The sequence below is a fragment of the Microbacterium sp. CH1 genome, from assembly GCF_001595495.1.
GTDB lineage: Bacteria > Actinomycetota > Actinomycetes > Actinomycetales > Microbacteriaceae > Microbacterium.
The window spans coordinates 1-2,740 of sequence record NZ_LOSO01000016.1; the positions used below are offsets into that span (position 1 = coordinate 1).

A 2,740-nucleotide genomic window follows, 5' to 3' on the forward strand; every position below is an offset into this window, starting at 1 on the left:
CCCGGGGACGAACGCGGCAGCTCCTGCATCCGATCAAGCTAGAGTCGCGCCGACGCCCGCTCCGCCCGCCGCGACCACCGCCGCAGGAGCAGAGGAAAACGACCCTGGAGGTCAAGGGTGTGGAGGAGCACTTCGCCGATCCCGAACACCGCGGCGACGACGATCGCGCAGTTCGCCCCGGACATAGTTAAGAACCAAGGTGGGATTAGTTGTAGCACCGTGTTCCAGCAGATGCGTATCCAATGGCTAGCGCTTCTGCCGAAGTCGGGGGGGCAGCCCCTCGATGGCCGCTGCGGGTGCCATCCAAATGAGTCCACCCGCGTCGAAGTTGCCGGCCCTCATCATCCGTCCCGTCTCCTCGGATTGCACAATGCGAGTACCCTCTCCCGCCGGCTTTCCTTCTCGAACACGACTGAGCCAGTCGTTCGCTCGTTGATCGGTAGCGTGCACCGCTTCGGGATCCTTAGGGATCTCACGTGGCCCTGCCGATGACCTTCCGGGGATGGCGCGGGTATCCATCACGCTCATGGACGTGCCCTCCACAGCATCTCAATCCGCTCGAGCGATCCTCGCGGATAGACCTCGGTGAGGAAACCGACTAGCGAGTGTATGGTGCCGGGCATCGAACCGACGCCGTCCCCAAGCATGAGATGACCGTCACGCCTCTTAACCGTCGAGCGAAGTGTCGCCCAGTCGGACGCAGTCTGCATCGTCCAGTTCTATCGCATCACGTCACGCCTTCCGCATCATCTGCACGCGCTACGACGGTACAGCGCGCCCACAACTGTCAGATCGGGCATAGTGCATCGATTGACCTGTCCAACCACGTCATAACTCGACGACTTGCTCAAGCTCGTCCGCCGCTGCCCTGGTCATGCGCGCGTATCGGTCTCGACCGGATCGTGCCCATCTGCCGTCCATCCGCTACCTCGTACCACGGGGTACCTCTCTGTCTGCCGTTCCAGATCGGTCGACGACGTCCTTTCACACGACGATCTGGGTGGCAATCTTGAGCGGAGGCGACCGCTGAAGTAGTAAGTTCTCGCTGTGGGATGCCGTCATTGGGGCGGTCTCGAAGGGGAGCATCGTGGGTGGAGCTGCAGCGGGCTGGTATGCGAATGGACCGGCTTGGGAAACGTACTGGGACGGCACGCAGTGGCTTGATCAGCACCGACAGGTCACATCTCCAAGCAGGATCGACACAGGTCCCATCGACCAGCCGACGACGATGGAGGCGCTTGTAGAACCTCAACCAGAGGCTGCACTCTTCCCGTTCGCCGCATCCGGCGTGATCATCGATATTCGCCCCGAGGGTATACACCTCGAGGGGACCACTTGGCTCGGCCGCGGGCTCGTCGGCGATAAGCCGCGGGTCGTGCCGTGGGATGACCTTTCGACGCTTGAAGTCTTGACCACCGGAATCCGCATCCGCGAGGGCCGCAAAGCGATGCTCATTGGTGTGCCATCCAAGTTGACTGCTCAATCCCCCCTCGTTGTAGAACGCCTTGCACGGGAGTTCGAGACAGCCACAGGCCGGACCCTCTCGACAGGTAAAGTGACGCGCGCCGAGAAGACGGCAGCTGTAGAGGACGTATTCCGAAGGGCACTGTCTCGAAGAGTAGAAACGATCGGAACAGTCATAGAGAGCGGCGATCGCTCCGCAGAAGTCGCGATGTCGCATGCGCTATTGGTGTGGTCCAAATCCCAGAAGATTAAGGGTGGCGTCGAGTTGGCGACTAGTCAGCTGAACGAATTGCGCCGATCAATGGGAGCACACGTCCCCACTATGGTCGGGATCGTCGTCTCCGCGAACTTCTCCCCGAAACTCACGGTGTTCGACGACCGCGTTCATCGGGGTGCGGAGGCGCGCCCGATCGACGCGTTCACGCAGGCGCAGGTGTTCCTGGACGGCCAGGTCCAGGTCACGTCACGCCCATCGATGACAGCAGGTCTCATCGGGTCGGTGCTTCCGGGCACCGCCCTCCTTCCCGCGTTGGCGTTCGGAAAGAAGGAGAAGACGGATACTCGACAAGCCGAGTTCCACGTCGGCTCCCGCGAGTGGACTTTCTCAATGAACATCCCGGTTCAGAGCGTTGGGTCTGCTCGATCGATCGCTCAGCGGATCAATGCGATCGCGGACGGGATGGAGCGAGACGCTCGCTCGTCGCAGGTCTCTTCGTCGCCCCCGGCGACGCCATCACCGAGCGACGATGCCGACCTCACCAGTCAGATTGAGCGCATTGTGGCCCTCGAACGTTCAGGCGCAATCACGGCGGAACAGGCCACGGCGATGAAGGCACGGGTAATCGGTCTTTAGGGCGGCGTCCTCCGCCCTAAAAAGGCTCTGCGCTGCGACGGCGCCGACCCGCGTCATCACGCCGGGAGACCGCTTTCCGCGTCCTCGACCTCTGCCCTCCATTTTGAAACGCCCCCACGCGATAATAACGTCGGCAAACCGCGGAGCCTGGCGGCGGTGCGGATCAGGTGAACACGACGGATCCACTCGCGTCCAGCGCTGATTGAGCCGTCATCGTTTACGCCGCCCTTGAACGCCGCCATCGGCTCCCGCGAGAAGTCGAGAGCGGTGGCTCTCCTTGGCTGAAGGCGCGCGAAAATAGCAGCCAGCCATTACCCACCTCTCAAACGACCGATGTCTCCGGATACGGCGGTGAGGTGGCTGAGGCCGCTCGTGCGCATGTCGGCGTCGACTGCGGCAGGCACAGCGGTCGTGTCGCCCACG

The 2,740-nt window shown here is 62.4% G+C and carries 1 protein-coding gene; it reads left to right on the forward strand.

All coding sequences use genetic code 11. From position 1 onward, the window contains the following. Window positions 1–1,087: 1,087 nt before the first annotated feature. A complete protein-coding gene (locus tag AUV07_RS17635; RefSeq protein WP_146008246.1) occupies window positions 1,088–2,317 on the forward strand; it encodes a DUF2510 domain-containing protein in 1,230 nt (409 codons plus the stop codon). The last annotated feature ends 423 nt before the right edge of the window (window positions 2,318–2,740 follow it).